Annotated in this window: 16 protein-coding genes; 3 read left to right on the top strand and 13 right to left on the bottom strand. The window is 38.2% G+C overall.

Annotated features, from left to right (window positions below; translation table 11 throughout):
- Positions 1–7: 7 nt before the first annotated feature.
- The 7 genes from AC3ANV_RS07795 to AC3ANV_RS07765 all read right to left on the bottom strand — a co-directional run bounded on the left by AC3ANV_RS07795 (position 8) and on the right by AC3ANV_RS07765 (position 5,454).
- Entirely contained in the window at positions 8–469 is a 462-nt protein-coding gene (locus tag AC3ANV_RS07795) for a cytochrome c maturation protein CcmE (RefSeq protein ID WP_488313060.1), read from the bottom strand.
- A 14-nt stretch (positions 470–483) separates the two neighbouring features.
- Positions 484–1,524: a hypothetical protein gene (locus AC3ANV_RS07790; RefSeq protein ID WP_488313059.1), complete on the bottom strand. Its 1,041-nt coding sequence runs from the start codon at positions 1,522–1,524 to the stop codon at positions 484–486.
- Between the two features lie 449 nt (positions 1,525–1,973).
- The gene (locus AC3ANV_RS07785) at positions 1,974–2,633 is read right to left on the bottom strand and encodes a c-type cytochrome (protein ID WP_488313058.1); all 660 of its coding nucleotides are present in this window, start codon (positions 2,631–2,633) and stop codon (positions 1,974–1,976) included.
- A 9-nt stretch (positions 2,634–2,642) separates the two neighbouring features.
- A complete protein-coding gene (locus AC3ANV_RS07780; protein ID WP_488313057.1) occupies positions 2,643–3,086 on the bottom strand; it encodes a PCYCGC motif-containing (lipo)protein in 444 nt (147 codons plus the stop codon).
- Positions 3,087–3,244: 158 nt separating this feature from the next.
- Positions 3,245–3,802: an elongation factor P gene (efp, locus tag AC3ANV_RS07775; protein ID WP_488313056.1), complete on the bottom strand. Its 558-nt coding sequence runs from the start codon at positions 3,800–3,802 to the stop codon at positions 3,245–3,247.
- A 22-nt stretch (positions 3,803–3,824) separates the two neighbouring features.
- Entirely contained in the window at positions 3,825–4,886 is a 1,062-nt protein-coding gene (locus AC3ANV_RS07770) for a M24 family metallopeptidase (RefSeq protein WP_488313055.1), read from the bottom strand.
- Between the two features lie 70 nt (positions 4,887–4,956).
- Positions 4,957–5,454: a YqhR family membrane protein gene (locus AC3ANV_RS07765; protein WP_488313054.1), complete on the bottom strand. Its 498-nt coding sequence runs from the start codon at positions 5,452–5,454 to the stop codon at positions 4,957–4,959.
- 221 nt (positions 5,455–5,675) lie between these two features.
- On the opposite strand from AC3ANV_RS07765, the gene AC3ANV_RS07760 reads away from it, so the two are divergent.
- Together AC3ANV_RS07760 and AC3ANV_RS07755 are read left to right on the top strand one after the other, a co-directional pair.
- Positions 5,676–6,620 (top strand): DUF1385 domain-containing protein, encoded by a 945-nt coding sequence (locus tag AC3ANV_RS07760; protein ID WP_488313053.1) that lies wholly within the window; start codon positions 5,676–5,678, stop codon positions 6,618–6,620.
- 57 nt (positions 6,621–6,677) lie between these two features.
- The gene (locus tag AC3ANV_RS07755) at positions 6,678–7,070 is read left to right on the top strand and encodes an SA1362 family protein (RefSeq protein WP_488313052.1); all 393 of its coding nucleotides are present in this window, start codon (positions 6,678–6,680) and stop codon (positions 7,068–7,070) included.
- A gap of 13 nt (positions 7,071–7,083) precedes the next feature.
- Here AC3ANV_RS07755 and AC3ANV_RS07750 read toward each other — a convergent pair whose 3' ends face one another.
- The 4 genes from AC3ANV_RS07750 to AC3ANV_RS07735 all read right to left on the bottom strand — a co-directional run bounded on the left by AC3ANV_RS07750 (position 7,084) and on the right by AC3ANV_RS07735 (position 12,494).
- Positions 7,084–7,968, bottom strand: a complete 885-nt coding sequence (locus AC3ANV_RS07750; protein WP_488314161.1) for a patatin-like phospholipase family protein — start codon at positions 7,966–7,968, stop codon at positions 7,084–7,086.
- A 181-nt stretch (positions 7,969–8,149) separates the two neighbouring features.
- The gene (locus AC3ANV_RS07745) at positions 8,150–8,602 is read right to left on the bottom strand and encodes a C40 family peptidase (RefSeq protein WP_488313051.1); all 453 of its coding nucleotides are present in this window, start codon (positions 8,600–8,602) and stop codon (positions 8,150–8,152) included.
- Between the two features lie 163 nt (positions 8,603–8,765).
- Positions 8,766–11,324 carry a vitamin B12-dependent ribonucleotide reductase gene (locus AC3ANV_RS07740; protein WP_488313050.1) on the bottom strand — a complete coding sequence of 853 codons (2,559 nt, stop codon included), beginning with the start codon at positions 11,322–11,324 and terminating at the stop codon, positions 8,766–8,768.
- 333 nt (positions 11,325–11,657) lie between these two features.
- Complete coding sequence (locus AC3ANV_RS07735) at positions 11,658–12,494, bottom strand: lipoate--protein ligase family protein (protein WP_488313049.1); 837 nt, start codon at positions 12,492–12,494, stop codon at positions 11,658–11,660.
- A 202-nt stretch (positions 12,495–12,696) separates the two neighbouring features.
- On the opposite strand from AC3ANV_RS07735, the gene AC3ANV_RS07730 reads away from it, so the two are divergent.
- Positions 12,697–13,080, top strand: coding sequence for a rhodanese-like domain-containing protein (locus AC3ANV_RS07730; protein ID WP_488313048.1), 384 nt, complete (start codon positions 12,697–12,699; stop codon positions 13,078–13,080).
- A 114-nt stretch (positions 13,081–13,194) separates the two neighbouring features.
- On the opposite strand, the gene gcvPB is transcribed toward AC3ANV_RS07730, so the two are convergent.
- Together gcvPB and gcvPA are read right to left on the bottom strand one after the other, a co-directional pair.
- Positions 13,195–14,655, bottom strand: coding sequence for an aminomethyl-transferring glycine dehydrogenase subunit GcvPB (gene gcvPB / locus AC3ANV_RS07725; RefSeq protein WP_488313047.1), 1,461 nt, complete (start codon positions 14,653–14,655; stop codon positions 13,195–13,197).
- Positions 14,648–15,994: an aminomethyl-transferring glycine dehydrogenase subunit GcvPA gene (gene gcvPA, locus AC3ANV_RS07720; protein WP_488313046.1), complete on the bottom strand. Its 1,347-nt coding sequence runs from the start codon at positions 15,992–15,994 to the stop codon at positions 14,648–14,650. The genes gcvPB and gcvPA overlap by 8 nt, the downstream gene beginning before the upstream one ends.
- Position 15,995 lies beyond the last annotated feature (1 nt).

The raw sequence follows: 15,995 nt of genomic DNA, 5'->3' as shown, positions 1-15,995 counted from the left end.
TTGCCTCTTAGTTTCCTTTTGGCGGCATAGTCGTCTTTTCTTTATGTGTTTTAGGGTCGTAGTTCTTCATATCCTTCACATCTTTACCTTCATATTTTGATGGGCATCTGGTCTTAACTGATTCAGCTTTAAAGTGATCCTTCGTTGTTGGCGATCCTTGCAAAATGGCGATAACCCCTTCTGAGAAATTATCCGGTTTTGGTCCGTTATAAACTGTATGTAAAACATTTCCTTCGCTGTCTTTTATATCAAATTTCAATTCTATTTTATCCGGATTCCATTTAATAGATTTCTCAATGATATTTCCTTCAACTGTAACAAAATCATTTTTATGTTGATCCTGTGTTGCAATTAACTGCTTCAAGGTTAATTCAATTCCACTTGACCCGGGAGTTGCCGCCATCAGCAAGAAAACAATGGCCCCGGCAATAATGAAACCACAGAGCATTACAATCGTATTTTTTTTCATATCCTTCACCCCATTTAAATTAATTTTTTCATTTCTTCTTCATACGTTTCTTGATCAATTTTTCCCGTTAATAATTTTTTGCGGAGCTCTTTCTTTTCTTCAGCATTTGCTGATTTACCCTCTTTTTTTACGGTTACCTTTTTTGGTTGGTGTTTATTTGTTTTTTTAGTCTTAGATGGCAGCGGTTTTTTACCTTTTAACCCTAAGAAAACAAAGACACCTGCGATGATAATCGCGATCCCAATAATTATGGCACCGCCAATACCAATAATTGGACTTTTTGAATTATCGTTTGATGGTTGACTTTTTGAAGTCCCATTTTTTACACCTGCATGGCTACTATCATTTGGCGGCTGTTGCTTGTTAATAGCATCCATTGTAGATTCTGTTCCGTCCTTTTTATAAGAAAAAGAGTAATTGAGCTTTTCCCCTTTCTTTACGTTTTGATATTGATAGTAATAAAGTTCTTCCCCGTATTCGCTTTTAGTGTTGTTCTGTGCTTTTGGCTCGAGTTGAATTTCTTTTGCATTCATCGGCGCATAAAAGATTACATTTAGTTGGTCAATCTCTGCTTGGTTTGTAAATGAATATGTAAAGCTTTTTTTATCTTTTACTTGAATTGAATTCACATAGTATTCGATGACAAATTTATAAGTCTCGTTATTTTTAATGGACTTAGCCGGTTTCCAGGATATATTTCCGATTTCTTTGTCAATATCGTAGGGTCTTTGAACTTCCGGTTTATCCGCTGAAGGAAATTCTGCTACTAGATTAGCTTGAAAATCTTTTTCCATTGCCGGCATTGGAATTTCAATCTTCCCATCATAATCTTGACCGCTATTGTTAGTAATCGTTCCATACATTCCTACTAGCAAAGAAGGTGTGCCTTGCGGCCAATTATCAGGATAATCAAACTCCGGCATTACCTGAATCTGCATTTCTTTAAACGGAAATTTTTCTGCTTTAAATGGAGTTTCAGCACTTGCTTTTTGAAAACATAAGCTGGATAAAAAAGCTGTAAGAACAACAAAAACCAACAATTTCTTTTTAAGCATATTAATCCTCCTTGACATGGAAACCTGCCGCTAAAAAATACTAATTTTTACTATAGCCCTCTTAGAAATAAATATAATCGTTCACGAACCCGTTAAGTTGATTGACTCTTGAACATTTTGTTAAAGGAGAAAAATCGTTGTGTTTTCGTCAAAAAAACACCACAAAATGTTCACAATTGATTATTTTGGTAGATAATTTGTGAAAAGATAGGAAAATAGTATCAATAACTCACTACATATTTCCTTGTACATAACTATCTAATCAGTAATATAATCCTTATTCTTTTTTATCAGCAGGAGTGAAAATGAACATTTTGTTAATTTTGGTCAATCAGACTGGTTTCGTCATCCGCATCAAATAAAAAACAACAAAAAACCTGCATCCAATGGCTGGGTGCAGGTTTTTTATTTGACTAGTCTTATTTTTTACAATGCTTGTAAGTTTGAATCTATTTTTCCTTTTTTTGTAATGAACGAATATAACTGACAATGTCAGAAATATCATTCTTTTTTATCTGTCTTGCTCCTTCTAGACCCTTCAATGACGGCCCCATTCTTGTGTCTTCACGTCCATAAGTAACCCCAATCCAGATTTGCCGATCCGTTGTATATTTTAAATATTGTGCATTGGAGAGGGCCGGTCCCATTTTATTTTTACCCTCAGCAGTTTCGCCATGACAGCTATGGCAATAGACAATATAAAGTTTTTTTCCGTTTTCCGGGTCACCGGAAATCGTTTTTGGCGCATCAATATTTATTTCCTTCGTTTGCCAATTCCTAATAAAACCTATAAGATTATTTAATTCTTTTTCGGACAGTCTTTGGCCATACGCGGGCATAGCGGTACCGTCCCTGCCATATTTCACATAGTTATACAGGTCTTTATCAGATACAGCGCTTAAAAAAAGCTGATTATTTATTGCAGTCCCGGCTTTTGATCCTTCGCCTTTACCTGTTTCTCCGTGACAGACAAGACACTCCTGGTTATATACCCTTTCACCGGCAGTATAGGCATATGAATCTTTATTATTAATACTATGACTCGTACTGATTATAACGATAATGCCAATAATGATGAAAATGTAGCATCCAATTAATATTTTCTTCATGGACTATCCCTACTTTGGTTCCGGTGTTGGAGTTGGGTCCCCCATGTCTTTATATTTTTCAGTGATTAAATGGTAAATTTCCTTTGGATTTTTTCCATCAAGATGCATTTGCACCGCGTCCTGTGCAATATTTATACAAATATCACAAGAAATACCATGTGAGTCCCATTGCTCAACAGCATTATTTTTTCCCATTTTTTGAATAAAGCAATTCATGTTATTTTTATGACCTTCGACTACACAACCGCAATAGCATGGAACTGATGCTACAACCTTAGGATATTTGGATGCCATAATATAAGTTTCTCGAACTTTTGCAGATGAGTTCAAAACATAATCGGGAAAGGGTTGATGTTTTTTATCAAGCGTCCACTTAACTTTTGTGGTGCTGCATCCGGCTGCAATTCCCACTAAAAGAATGCATATGAACAAAAGAGAAGCCCTTCGTTTCATTATTGTTCACCTCTTCCTTTTATATTATTTTCTAGGTTCATTTTAGCAAAATCCAAATCGCTAATAGGCTCCTAATTATTACTATTTCGTGAAGTATTAAAAATAGTGGATTCCAACAAAAAAACCTTAGCCATAACGGCTAAGGTTTTTTACATTATTTATGCGCGTGATACGTAAGAAGCTTCAGTTGTATTAATGATTAGCTTGTCGCCTTGGTTGATGAAGAATGGTACTTGAACAATTAAACCTGTTTCAAGTGTCGCTGGTTTTGTACCACCTGATGCTGTGTCACCTTTAATTCCAGGTTCAGTTTCAGTTACCTCAAGCTCAACTGTGTTTGGTAATTCAACTCCAAGAGTTTCATGGTTATACATCATAATATGAACTTCCATGTTTTCCTTTAAAAATTTCAATTCATATTCAATACTTGTTGCAGGAAGTTCAACCTGCTCGTAGGATTCCATATCCATAAACACGTGTTGGTCACCGCTTGCATAAAGATATTGCATTTTGCGGTTATCTATTTGTGCTTTCTCTACTTTCTCACCGGCACGGAAAGTTTTTTCCTGAATTGCTCCATTTCGAAGATTACGAAGCTTTGAACGAACGAAAGCAGCACCCTTTCCTGGTTTTACGTGTTGGAAATCCATTACACGCCAAAGGCTTCCATCTACTTCAATTGTTAATCCTGTCCGGAAATCGTTAACAGAAATCATTCATTTATCCTCCTAAGTCTATTTACAAAATTATAAGTTCTTTTGTTGAATGAGTAAGAGCCGCGTTTCCATCATTCGTTAATAGGGTATCGTCCTCAATACGAACACCGCCGAGACCCGGAATATAAATACCCGGTTCGCAAGTTACGATCATTCCAGGCTCTAATACAAGATCGGATTTCACTGAAAGGGCGGGACCTTCATGAACTTCCAATCCAATACCATGTCCTGTCGAATGACCAAAGTATTCACCATAACCTTTTTCCGTTATGTAGTCTCTTGTTAATGCATCTGCTTCCTTACCTGTTATTCCCGGTTTAATTCCATCCATGCCTCTATACTGCGCTTCAAGGACAATTTCATAAATCTCCTTCAGCTTTGCATCGGGCTGTCCAACAGCAACTGTCCTGGTAATATCGGAAACATAGCCCTTGTAATAGGCACCATAATCGAGCGTGACGAAATCTCCGGCCTCAATTACTTTATCACTTGCCACCCCATGAGGGAGTGCAGAGCGATGGCCTGATGCAACGATCGTATCAAAAGATGAAGATGTTGCTCCTGCTCTTCTCATAAAGAACTCCAGTTCATTCGATACCTCAAGCTCAGTCTTCCCAGGGCGAATGAAGTCTAAAATATGCTTAAATGCAGCATCAGCAATATCCGCTGCTTCCTTTAATATCTTAATCTCTGCATCAGTCTTAATCAAGCGTAACTTTTCAATTACACCTGAAATTGGTACAAGTCCTGCTTCAACTTCTTTCTCATAGGTCTTGAAGGAAGAATATGTTAAATAATCTTCTTCAAAGCCGAGTTTTTGAATCCCTAGTTTTTTTGACTGTTTTGCAACTTCTTCAGGGATTGTTCCGGAAATCTTAACAATTTCGTATCCTTGACATTGCTTTGAAGCTTGTTCTATGTAGCGAAAATCCGTAATAAATAGTGCTTTTTCTGCACTAATTAACACCACTCCTGCTGTTCCCGTAAAATTAGACATATACCGGCGATTATATGGACTAGTTATAAGAATACCGTCTATTCCAAGTTTTGAAAAGACAGCTCTTAATCTTTCTAATTTACTCATTCGTTTCCACTCTCCTTATCAAATCCAATGGGACCAAAAACATTTTATCATAACACATCGTTTAGGAGAATTAGGTTGCAGCTTCTTTATCTTCAACTTTATTATTTTGATACTCATAATTGATGGAATAACCAATGAAGATTCCATATACGATATATAAACAAAGAGAAGTGATAATGGTATCCAGACTTAAATCGAAAAATGGTTTCATCCCTGGAAAAAGTGGATTCAATACAAAGAACACAAGCAGAAATAACACTATCCCGAATCCAAGCCCAACCCATATGCCCTTAAACCTTTTGAGGACAGCATAATAAATAAATGCTGCAGGTACTGAAAAAATCCCCATTATTATTATAGATATCAATGTACCCAGCCATCCATGTTTCCAATTTCCCAGAGCCCACGGTTCCAGGATAACATTGGGAGATATCTCTGTAAAATTTAGAAAGTAAGCAAAAAATCCCAAAGTTCCCCAAAAAAGGCCGCCAAATAAACCTGTCCAAAATACCATGGCTAAAAAAGGCATCGATTTAGGATAATCTGTCTTTTTTTGTTCGTTATTCATAAAATGTACCTCCTTATATAATGCAAACCATATGTAATCCAATTTTATTATGCCCTTTAGGTAACATACACTTGCATGCAAAAAAATTAACCAAATAAAAATGGAAAGATTATGTCATTCCTAGAGGTTTTTTCGTATTTCGAGTAGAATAAAAATAAGTACATACAGTTTTATCAATTTCTACTGATGTGCAACTTTGTTATAGGTTGGTGTTAACTTACATGTCTAATTCTCAAAAACCCGTTTATGGAGGCCAGGCGGTTGTCGAAGGAGTAATGTTTGGCGGAAAGCATCATTATGTGACCGCGATTCGAAGAAAGGATTGCTCTGTTGATTACTTACATTTGCCCCGCAAAGCAAATCCATATTTTTCAACACTGAAAAAAGTCCCTTTCCTACGTGGGATTATTGCCATAATAGAAGCGAGTGCAAACGGCTCTAAGCATTTAAATTTTTCTACCGAGAGATATGATGTTGATCCAAAAGAAGATCATACACTGAAGGAAAAAGAAGTCTCAAAATTAACGCTATACCTAGGCGTAGCCGCAATGGGCGTTATTTCATTTTTATTTGGAAAATTCGCTTTCACTTTAATCCCTGTATTCTTAGCGGAACTAACAAAACCTATTTTTCCAACTGATGTAGCACAGGTTTTAGTGGAAGGCTTTTTTAAGCTTTCACTCCTTCTCTGCTATATATATTTTGTATCTCTCACACCTTTAATAAAAAGGGTGTTTCAATATCATGGAGCTGAGCATAAAGTTATTAATACCTTTGAAAACGGTGCAGAACTTACAGTTGAAAATGTTCAGGCACATTCCCGCCTCCATTACCGCTGCGGCAGTAGTTTCATCCTTTTTACAGTCGTGGTTGGTGTTTTTGTATACTTATTTGTCCCTACGTCGCCATTGTGGCTCCGAATTGTTGACCGTCTGTTGTTAATACCTGTTGTTTTAGGGATTGCATTTGAAGTATTGCAGGTTACAAATAAGCTGAGGGATATTCCCGTTTTAAAGTATTTAGGACTCCCCGGCCTCTGGCTTCAACTAATCACGACAAAGGAACCGACTAATGATCAAGTAGAGGTGGCAATTCTTTCCTTTAAAGAATTGTTAAAAATGGAAAAAGAAACGGAAGATCAAATAGAATCGGAAGAAATTGTCTAATCTTTAGTTTATAAGTGTTTAAAAGATTTAAAAAATGCTTAAGATGCTCTTAGGGAGGTGGCTTTCTTGAAAAATCGGACATCTTTTATAATTATTGGAGGACTTATCATCCTTGCATTATTGGGCGTTTACAGCTCATTTACCGCTGATCCTGCCGGTTTTATTCAGGGAATAGCTGTCATTACATTGGCCGGTTTAGGTATTTATTTGCTTGTTCGGAGGTTTTCATCCTCTAACCCCCAGAAAAAAGAGCAGCGGGCATTTCTTAAAGCCGCTAAAAAATCAAAAAAACGTTTGCAGCTAAAAAGTGGAGACTCTCAAGTAAAGAGCTCTCCTCTTGGGACCCTGACATCATTAAAGAAAAGCACAAAGACAAAAAAGAAATCTCCTGCGCATTTAACCGTTATCGACGGAAAGAAGGGGAAAAAGAAAAATCGAGCGTCATTTTAAACGCTCGATTTTTTTAATAGCCCCATGTTTTTAAAAATTGTTTTGCATGTTCTTTACCGATATCAAACAATTGACGCTTCTTTTCTTCTGTTAAATTAAACTCAATAGGAAAAACTCCTTCAACTGGTATAAATATAATATTTTTGGCATGCTTTTTGGAAATATAGCGTGAATCATGAGCATCCTTCATGGTTTCAAACAATGCTCCAAACAATTGAATAGCGTTTTGTATTTTATGCTTTTTATGCTCATATTCACTAGAACTTAACTTGATGCCAAGTACAGGTCTTATTTTTTGAATATTATCCTGATCAAAAAGCCACATTGGAAAATTGCTGAGTACACCGCCATCTACGAGAACATCTATACCATCAATTGACCTCATTTTAACCGGTTCAAAAAAGTAAGGGATACTGCAGCTTATTCTAATGGCTTTCGCAACAGAAAAGGAACTTGGTGAAATACCGTATTTCCCCAGGTCGTCCGGAAGAACGATTAACCGTCCATTAGATATATCTGAAGCAACCACTCTTAGTGATTGTGACGGCAAATCTGAAAAGGTCCGTATTCCTTTAGCTTCCAGCTTTTCCTTTATCCATTTTTCAAATTGATTTCCTTTATACAGCCCTAACTTCCAATAAAGGAGCAACCATTTTGCAAACGGCAAAGGAATAATTGTTTTCCTGGTATCAAGTATTTTTGAGATGTCCAATTCATCAAGCAATTGATAAATTTCATTACTGGTATATCCGGCGGCTATTAATGCAGCCAAAATGGAGCCTGCACTTGTTCCGGCAACCCTTACAAATTGTAGACCTCTCTTTTCAATTTCTTCGTAGGCTCCAATTAGGGCAAAACCTTTTATGCCCCCTCCGGAAAAAACACCGTCTATATTCATGGCTGCCACTCCCAACGATGTATTCATTTTTACATCTTTAAGCGGCTGCCAGAAAAAATAGTACAGGGGACAAACAGAAAACTAAAATTAAATTTTTATGTGTAATATTTAATTGTTTTATTTTTTAAAGCAAAAAAAAGAGCATCGATTCCGATGCTCTTTCCTCCGATTATTCAACTTGTTAAATACGTTTTGCTCCGATATATCTAGGCTTCCAATATTTATTGTTCGTGTATGTGATCATTACACCCCTTGAAGAGGAAGCCATAATCATTTTACCTGCTCCGATATACATAGCAACATGTGTAGGTTTGCTCGCCTTATTTGGTGCAAAGAACATTAAGTCCCCGGCATGTAAGGAATGTACTCGATAGCCTTTTGTATAAAACATTTGAGCAGCTGTACGAGGTAATGTTTTCCCCGCCTTACCGTATGAATATTTTACAAGACCTGAACAATCAAAGCCTCGCGGTGTTATTCCGCCCCAACGATAGGGAACACCAAGATGTGCTTTTGCAACCGAAATTGCTTTTTCATGATAATTATATGCCGCTTCAGCTTTATCACCCATAGTAGTAAACAAAGAGCTTAAAGAAGCAATGATAGTAAGAGCTACGATGAATTTCTTTAGCATGATTGTTATTCCTCCCTGGCGTGATTTGATACACTAACTATACAAAAAAAGATTAACATAGGCGTCACAGGGAGATTACAATTCTGTTACAAAATTATACTAAAATAATTTTGCGACACCAATAAAAAGGATGGGAAAAGTTTCCCATCCTTTTTGGAGTCTTTTATAAACCACACTTTAATTGTGCATTACAATTTGTACAGGTATTACAGCCGCCGATTTCTTTTACTTTCCCTTTACGGCAGACAGGACATGTATTACCGACTTCTGATCCGATTGTTACATCTGTTGAGCGAAGGTCACTGATTGTATCGACAAGGACAACGTGTTGTTTATGCTTTTCTTTCTTGGTAACTGTATCGTCAACAGTGTTCTCTTCTGCCTTGAGCGTTAATACTTGGGAATCACGAGATCCGTCTACATAGACGGTTCCACCTTTCGCACCGCCACGGTACAGGCGCTCATAAACTTTTTCCACCTGTTCAACGCTGTATCCTTTAGGTGCATTGACGGTTTTACTTATGGAGCTGTCAATCCAACGCTGAATGACACATTGAACATCAGCATGTGCTTGAGGTGCCAGTTCCATCGCCGTAACAAACCAGTTTGGAAGATTATTTGCATCTGCTTCCGGGTGTTTTTCCAGGTATTCTTGAACGATATCCGCATTTACCTCAATGAATTTACCAAGACGTCCGCTACGGAAATAAGAGAATGAGAAATAAGGCTCTAATCCGGTGGAAACCCCAACCATTGTCCCAGTGGATCCAGTGGGAGCAACAGTTAACAAATGAGAATTCCTTATTCCATTTTTTAAAATCGATTGACGAACATCTTCAGGCATTTTTTTCAAAAATCCTGTATTGATAAAAGCCTGTCTTAAGCGATTAGTTTCTTCAGGTGTTTCCCCTGTTAAGAATGGGAAGCTGCCTTTTTCTTTGGCTAATTCTACAGATGTTTTATAAGCAGTCGTAGCAATTATTTCAAAAACTTTATCAACAAGATTATTACCTTCCGGTGAGCCATACTCTGTTTCACAGTAGATAAGTAGGTCGTGTAAACCCATTACCCCAAGGCCTACCCGGCGCTCACCAAGGGCTTGCTTTTTGTTTTCTTCAAGGAAATACGGGGTTGCATTAATTACATTGTCCTGCATTCTGACCCCGACTGCCACAGTTTTCTTTAGTTTTTCAAAATCAACTGTCTTGGTTTCCTTATCAGCCATCTCAGCGAGATTCACGGCAGCAAGGTTACAGACTGAAAATGGAGCGAGAGGCTGCTCCCCACATGGATTTGTTGCAACAACTTTTTGACCGTAAGCTTTAGCGTTGGTCATGTCGTTTGCATTGTCGATAAAAAATATACCCGGTTCAGCAGAGTAGGTAGCGCATATGTTGATTAGATTCCAAAGTTCTTTTGCCCTAATCTTTTTATACACACGCACTTTGTGGCCAAGTTTTTCCCACTCGCGAACATCACCAATATTATGCCACTCTTGATTGTATATTTTCATTTCCTCTTGATCATAGCTTTCGACATATGGAAAACGAAGTTCATATTCACTGTCAGCTTCGACCGCTTCCATAAATTCTTTTGTTAGGCATACGGAAATGTTCGCACCTGTAAGAAACTCTGAATTATGAACGGAGAAATTACCGCCGACTTCTAATTTTTCTTCCGCACCGGCAATGATTTTCTCATCAAAGCCACCAAAACCCGGGATGTTTTTATAATTTACAATACCTTGATACATTGCAGTTTCTTGTAATGTTAAAGGTGTGAACTTCAACTTGTCCTTAGCATGCTTTTTAATCGTTTCATCATTTGTATTTTCAATTAAGAAACGGAGAATTCTAGGATTCTGCATTTTTGAAATAATAAATTCAATAATATCCGGATGCCAATCCGCTAACATGATCATTTGAGCACCCCGGCGCGACCCCCCCTGCTCAACAAGATGTGTCAATTTCGCAATATCATCCAGCCATGATACCGATCCCGATGATTTTCCGTTTACTCCTCTTGCAAGCGTGTTACGAGGTCTTAGTGTGGAACCATTTGTTCCAACGCCGCCGCCGCGGCTCATAATTTCCATAACCTGTTTACGGTGATCCGAAATTCCTTCCCGGGAGTCCGGTACAAACGGCATCACGTAACAGTTAAAAAATGTAACGTCAGTACCTGCCCCGGCACCATACAAGACTCTGCCGGCAGGAATAAAGTTCATGTTAACAAGTTCCTGATAGAACTTTTCAAACCACTCTCTCCGTTTTTCCTCTGTTGTTTCAACCGAAGCAAGACCAGTGGCATTTCGTTTGGCTATTTGCTCGTAAAACAGCTCTAAAGGCTTTTCAATCACATCAAGCGAACGAACAATCATTCCTGTAGTCGCTTCTTCTGAGTCATCAAGTACTCCTCTAAATTCTTCTTCAACTAAAACCTTAGCCCTTTTATTTTCCCAGTCTATTTCTTTGATGTATCCAAGGCCGCGTGCCGGAAATTTTGGATCTTCTTTAATTGTAAGAACAACAAAGTCGCCATTTGTGAGGGTAATCTTTTCAGTGTCTTTAAAGGTGTAGCGGTCAAGCATTACTAAACGTGAGACACCCTTGTGAGTAATTTTCATATCCGGGGTAACTGGGTGTACCTGGGGAAATAAGTGGATATCCTCATTCAACCTTTCAAAATCGATATTCATTTGTTGTCTAAAAACTACAGACATGAGAACAACTCCTTAAAAAATAAAATCTATATCTTTTTGCTAGAATTTATATCTAGTTGACTTGATAAACATAAGTTATCATATTTCGTTAGCACAATTCAACATATAGTACCGAAAATATTTTCGACACCACTATATATTGTGTTTAATTCAAAAAATAAAAATTTTGTCAAACTTAAAAGAAAATAGAATTAAGAGTAAATGAAAGCTTTCTACTTGTTTTCGGCAAAAAACAAGAAATTTCAACAATTTTCACAGGTTGCTCTTTTAAAGAATAGGAATTATAGCATAGAGAAATTACAACAAATAGAAAAAGCGGCAAGACGCCGCTTTCTATCTTTTAAAATTCCATTCATCATTTTCATATCGTTCTTTTGCAATTTTTTGAACGTATGCCATTTCTTCCTCGGTTAATTGATATGGCTCAAGTTCAATATTCAGTCCCTCTGCAAAGCCTTTATAAAAAGCTTCTTTTGCTTCCTCCAGCGTAATCCTTCGCGGACTAATTTCATTGATAGAAACTGCCTTACTCTTAAATGCTTTCTTCATCCGATCCTTTACTCTTTCATTTGGATATTTAAATAAGCTAAACAGCTTCTCCTCATCCAAATCTAATAATATCGAACCGTGCTGTAATATTACACCCTTTTGCCTCGTTTGGGCACTGCCGGCTACCTTACGACCTTCGACAACTAGTTCATACCAGCTGGGGGCGTCAAAACATACGGCAGAACGTGGGTTTTTCAATGCATTGCGTTCTTCATCTGTTTTCGGAACAGCAAAATAAGCTTCAAGGCCCAGTTGATGAAATCCCTTTAAAATCCCTTCGGATATTACACGATAAGCCTCTGTAACGGATTTCGGCATTTCAGGATGATCTTCAGACACAATAACACTATAGGTTAATTCATGCTCATGAAGCACACCGCGGCCACCTGTTGGTCTTCTAACAAAACCAAGCCGGTGGGCTTTAACCGCATCCATATTAATTTCCTTTTCCACCTTTTGAAAATAACCGACTGATAAGGTTGCAGGATCCCATCCGTAGAAACGAATCACAGGAGGAATTTTCCCTTCGCTATGCCAATCTAACAATGCTTCATCCAAAGCCATATTGAAAGATGGTGAACCATTACCTGTATCAATAAAACGCCAGACTTCTTTTTTCATATGTAACCCTCATTCGTATATTGTTTAATAAATTTATTCGAATTAAAGTCTACCAAATTCTGATATGAATTCAAAACAAACTGTTTCCGGTATAATAAATTAGGCCAAACTGAAAAGAATTTTTGCTATTCATCTTTACTCTTTAATGGTTTCTTATATAATAAAAACTAGTGCAGCATAGCTTGAAAGGAGCAATAAGAAGTTGAATTCACTTTATCCTCTATTATTCATTGTCGGTGTAGTAGTAATCTATTCTGTTTTCACTTATTTTTATCAAAAAAGAATTGTAAAAACAGTTAAAGAAGAAGAGTTTCGTGCCGGGTACCGAAAGGCCCAGTTAATTGATGTCCGTGAACCAAATGAGTTTGAGGCCGGGCATATTTTAGGAGCACGTAATATTCCCATGTCACAAATGAAAATGCGAATGAAGGAAATCCGTTCCGATATGCCTGTTTATTTATATTGCCAAAGCGGCATGCGCAGCGCACGTGCAGCACAATTTTTAAACCGTAAAGGGTACAAAGACCTAACACAGCTCCATGGCGGCTTTAAAGGCTGGTCAGGAAAGGTTAAAACAAAGAAATAGTGTATCCATCCGGTAAGGTCTTCTGTTTTAAAAGCAGAAGCCCTTTTTTTGTTAAAGTTTCACCTGTTAAAAGAAGTCAGATTAGATTTTCCTAATCTGACCCTTTTTTTAATGTTAAGCTTTTTGATACCGTAAAATCGGCTTTCTTGCCGCAGTAGTTTCGTCCATACGTCCAACTACAGTCGTATGCGGTGCTTCTTGCACGATTTCCGGATTCTCTTCCGCTTCTTTTGCAATCTGAATCATGATATCGACAAATGAATCGAGTGTTTCTTTCGATTCTGTTTCAGTTGGCTCAATCATGATACATTCTTCCACATTTAATGGAAAGTAAATGGTTGGCGGATGGTACCCAAAGTCAAGCAGACGCTTGGCAATATCCAACGTTCGGACGCCTAATTTTTTTTGACGTCTGCCGCTCAAAACAAATTCATGCTTACAATGCTTATCAAATGGCAAATCATAATGTTCAGCAAGCCTTCTCATCATATAATTTGCATTTAATACGGCATATTCCGTTACTGCTTTTAAGCCATCAGGACCCATTGAACGAATATAGGTGTAGGCACGAACATTAATGCCAAAGTTACCGTAATAAGGCTTAACACGGCCAATTGATTGTGGGCGGTCATAATCAAACACGTACTCTTCACCGCGTTTGGCGATAACCGGCTTTGGTAAGAACGGAATTAAGTCTGCTTTTACACCAACCGGACCTGAACCGGGACCGCCTCCACCGTGAGGACCTGTGAATGTTTTATGAAGATTTAAGTGAACAACGTCAAATCCCATGTCCCCTGGACGAGCCTTCGAAAGAACAGCATTTAAGTTAGCTCCATCATAATAAAGCTTTCCACCTACACTGTGAACAATTTCAGCCATTTCAAGAATGTTTTCTTCGAAAAGCCCGAGAGTATTCGGATTCGTTAACATTAAGGCCGCAGTATCTTCACCGACAACTCTTTTTAAATCCTCAAGATCAACAAGCCCGTTTTCATTTGATTTTACGGTAATCGTTTCCAGGCCTGCAATTGTTGCTGAAGCAGGGTTTGTACCATGCGCGGAATCGGGTACGATTACCTTCGTACGTTTTAGATCACCCTTTGCTTCATGATAGGCTCGAATCATCATTAATCCTGTCCACTCACCATGTGCACCTGCTGCCGGCTGAAGAGTCACTTCATCCATTCCGGTAATCTCAATTAAATGCTGCTGTAAGTCATATAAAAGCTCTAGAGCCCCTTGGACAGAGCTTTCATCTTGAAGCGGGTGCACATGTGCAAATCCATTAAAGCGGGCCACATTTTCATTAATTTTCGGATTGTACTTCATCGTACAAGAACCAAGTGGATAAAATCCTGAATCAACACCATGATTCCTTTTCGAAAGAGCCGTATAGTGACGCATAATATCAAGTTCAGAGACTTCAGGAAGCTCAGGCTCTTCCACACGTAAATACCCTTCAGGAAGAAGGCTGCCAAGCTCTAATTCGGGAATATCCATTTCAGGAAGGCTGTATCCGATTCGTCCTGGTGTACTAAGTTCAAAAATGAGTGCCTGGTCTTGATTATGCATTAGAATCCCCCAATTCTTTCACTAGAGTATCAATTTCTTCCTTCGTCCTTTGTTCTGTTACCGCAATCAACATATGATTAGATAGTTCAGGATAGTCACGTCCTAAATCATAACCGCCAATGATCCCTTTTTGTAATAGCTTTTGATTAATTTCCTTTACAGATTTGTTTAGGTTAATTACAAATTCATTAAAGGAAGGGCCATCAAAAACAACTTCTACCCCATTTTCTTTAAATGCAGTTTTTGCATAGTGAGACTTCTGTAAATTTGCTGAAGCCATTTCACGAACGCCTTTTTTACCGAGAGCAGTCATTGCAACTGAGGCAGCAAGTGCATTCAATGCCTGGTTTGAACAAATATTTGATGTCGCCTTATCGCGACGGATATGCTGTTCGCGTGCTTGAAGAGTTAGAACAAAACCGAGGCGTCCCTGTTCATCTGTAGTCTGCCCGACAAGACGGCCCGGAACCTTCCTCATTAACTTGGTTGTTACTGCAAAATATCCGCAGTGTGGACCGCCAAATGCAGTTGGGATTCCAAAAGGCTGGGCATCACCAATAACGATGTCCGCACCAAATTTCCCAGGTGGTGTTAACACGCCAAGTGATAATGGATTGCTCGAAACGACAAACATCGATTTATGTTCATGAATGATTTCTTCAAGCTCTTTTAGTGGCTCAATCCTGCCAAAAAAGTTTGGATATTGAACGATGACAGCAGCAACTTCCTCATTCGCTAATGCTTTTAAAGCCTCTAAATCTGTAATACCATCTTTAACCGGGACTTCAATTACTTCGAGGTATTGTCCCTTTGCATAGGTTCTAAGGACATCGCGAGATTCCGGATGGACTGCGCTTGAGACAATAATTTTTTTCCGTTTTGTATGTCCTGCACTTAACATGGCTGCTTCTGCTAGAGCCGTTCCGCCATCATACATAGAGGAGTTGGCAACATCCATTCCCGTTAATTCACAAATCATGCTTTGGAATTCAAAAATCGCTTGCAGCTCCCCTTGTGAAATTTCCGGTTGGTATGGTGTATAGGCTGTATAAAACTCGGAGCGGGAAATAACATGGTCCACGATAACAGGCATGTAGTGGTCATAAACTCCTGCACCAAGAAAAGATATATTTCTTTTTAGGTCAGCATTACGATTAGCCATCTTAAATAGTTCCTTCATTAAAGCAGTTTCAGATTTTGCTGCTTTAAGATTGTACTCACCCTTGAACTTTACTTTTTCTGGGATATCACTGAACAGTTCATCAATGGAGGAAACACCAATCGTATCAAGCATAGCCTTCTTATCTTCTTCAGTCATAGGTAAATAACGATGTCTCATT

Source organism: Neobacillus sp. DFD-2R (genome assembly GCF_057747865.1).
Note: the sequence above shows the minus strand (reverse complement) of the source record. Positions and strands in the feature narration are given on the sequence as shown.

Coding starts and splice junctions, on each gene's coding strand:
- AC3ANV_RS07795 (WP_488313060.1), bottom strand. CDS start 469: ATGAAAAAAAATACGATTGTAATGCTCTGTGGTTTCATTATTGCCGGG.
- AC3ANV_RS07790 (WP_488313059.1), bottom strand. CDS start 1,524: ATGCTTAAAAAGAAATTGTTGGTTTTTGTTGTTCTTACAGCTTTTTTA.
- AC3ANV_RS07785 (WP_488313058.1), bottom strand. CDS start 2,633: ATGAAGAAAATATTAATTGGATGCTACATTTTCATCATTATTGGCATT.
- AC3ANV_RS07780 (WP_488313057.1), bottom strand. CDS start 3,086: ATGAAACGAAGGGCTTCTCTTTTGTTCATATGCATTCTTTTAGTGGGA.
- efp (WP_488313056.1), bottom strand. CDS start 3,802: ATGATTTCTGTTAACGATTTCCGGACAGGATTAACAATTGAAGTAGAT.
- AC3ANV_RS07770 (WP_488313055.1), bottom strand. CDS start 4,886: ATGAGTAAATTAGAAAGATTAAGAGCTGTCTTTTCAAAACTTGGAATA.
- AC3ANV_RS07765 (WP_488313054.1), bottom strand. CDS start 5,454: ATGAATAACGAACAAAAAAAGACAGATTATCCTAAATCGATGCCTTTT.
- AC3ANV_RS07760 (WP_488313053.1), top strand. CDS start 5,676: ATGTCTAATTCTCAAAAACCCGTTTATGGAGGCCAGGCGGTTGTCGAA.
- AC3ANV_RS07750 (WP_488314161.1), bottom strand. CDS start 7,968: ATGAATATAGACGGTGTTTTTTCCGGAGGGGGCATAAAAGGTTTTGCC.
- AC3ANV_RS07745 (WP_488313051.1), bottom strand. CDS start 8,602: ATGCTAAAGAAATTCATCGTAGCTCTTACTATCATTGCTTCTTTAAGC.
- AC3ANV_RS07740 (WP_488313050.1), bottom strand. CDS start 11,324: ATGTCTGTAGTTTTTAGACAACAAATGAATATCGATTTTGAAAGGTTG.
- AC3ANV_RS07735 (WP_488313049.1), bottom strand. CDS start 12,494: ATGAAAAAAGAAGTCTGGCGTTTTATTGATACAGGTAATGGTTCACCA.
- gcvPB (WP_488313047.1), bottom strand. CDS start 14,655: ATGCATAATCAAGACCAGGCACTCATTTTTGAACTTAGTACACCAGGA.
- gcvPA (WP_488313046.1), bottom strand. CDS start 15,994: ATGAGACATCGTTATTTACCTATGACTGAAGAAGATAAGAAGGCTATG.